The organism is Mesorhizobium sp. ES1-3 (assembly GCF_020164795.1).
Classification (GTDB): domain Bacteria; phylum Pseudomonadota; class Alphaproteobacteria; order Rhizobiales; family Rhizobiaceae; genus Mesorhizobium.
Genome location: NZ_JAIUGW010000073.1, coordinates 1 through 1,091 on the forward strand (window position 1 = coordinate 1; position 1,091 = coordinate 1,091).

Below are 1,091 nucleotides of genomic sequence, written 5' to 3' on the forward strand. Positions count from 1 at the left end.
TGCAGGATTGGCCGTTCGTCCTCATCGAGCCGGGCGAAGGCTTTGGTCAGCATATTGTCCACCAGTTTGAAGCGTGGGCGGCGCGCCGTCTCGAAGGCGACGATCTCGCCATTGTAGAGGTCCATGATGGGAGACAGGTAGAGTTTGTCGCCGGCCACGCGGAACTCCGTCACGTCGGTCACCCATTTGCGGTTGGCGCGGTCGGCGTTGAACTTGCGCTGCAGGAGGTCGGGAGCGGTGCGCCCAACCCCGCCCCTGTAGGAACGATACTTCTTCGGCCTGACCAGCGACTTCAATCCCATCCCGGCCATCAGGCTCTGGACGGTCTTGTGGTTGACGCGTTGACCCGACTGGCGCAATTGCGCGGTCACCCGGCGATAGCCGTAGCGGCCCTTGTGGCTGTCGAAGATGGCCTTGATCGCCTCCTTCAGCGCCGCATGGCGGTCCGGGCGCGAGGTCGCCTTTTGCCTGTAATAGAACGTGCTGCGCGGCAGCTTTGCCAGTTCGAGTAGTCCCTCAAGCGGATGCAACGGCCTTAACGCCTGGACGGCTTGCGCTTTTTGGGCGCGTGTTCCTGCGTTAAGGCCTTCAGTTTTTTTAGGTAGGCGTTCTCCATGCGCAGATAGTTCAGTTCAGCCACGAGCTCCTCACGGCTCTTGGCCTCATCATTGCGCGCTTCAGGCGGCTCAAGCGGCGGTTCAGGCGCCGGTTTTGGCATCGATCGCGGTCTTCCTCTGCGGCGCGGGGCGAGCGCCTCTATCCCGCCCGCATGATAACGCTTCTCCCAGCCCGCCAGGCAACCCGCGTTGCGGATATTGAACAACGCCGCCGTCTGGCGGTACGACAGACCTTCTCCCCACATCCGCTCGAGCACCGACAGCTTGAATGCTGCGTCGTAATGATCGTATTTGCCCGACAGCCCCGCATCGCCATGCGCCTGGTACAAAGCAACCCACTTGCGAACCGTCGCCGCGTCAATGCCAGCAGCGGCGCCAGCGCTTGCGTAACTCTCGTCCCCGCTCAAGTAGCGCTCAACAATCGAGCGCTTCTCAAGCTCGCTGAATCTGGACATGCAAAACCCCCGAAGGTTG

The 1,091-nt window shown here is 61.8% G+C and carries 2 protein-coding genes; both read right to left on the reverse strand.

All coding sequences use genetic code 11. The features are described from left to right. Positions 1–530, reverse strand: a 530-nt coding sequence (locus tag LB536_RS31015) for an IS3 family transposase (protein WP_224599163.1), incomplete at its 3' end; no start/stop codon positions are given. A gap of 5 nt (positions 531–535) precedes the next feature. After that, on the reverse strand, positions 536–1,091 hold a 556-nt coding region (locus tag LB536_RS31020; RefSeq protein WP_224599165.1), incomplete at its 5' end, for a helix-turn-helix domain-containing protein.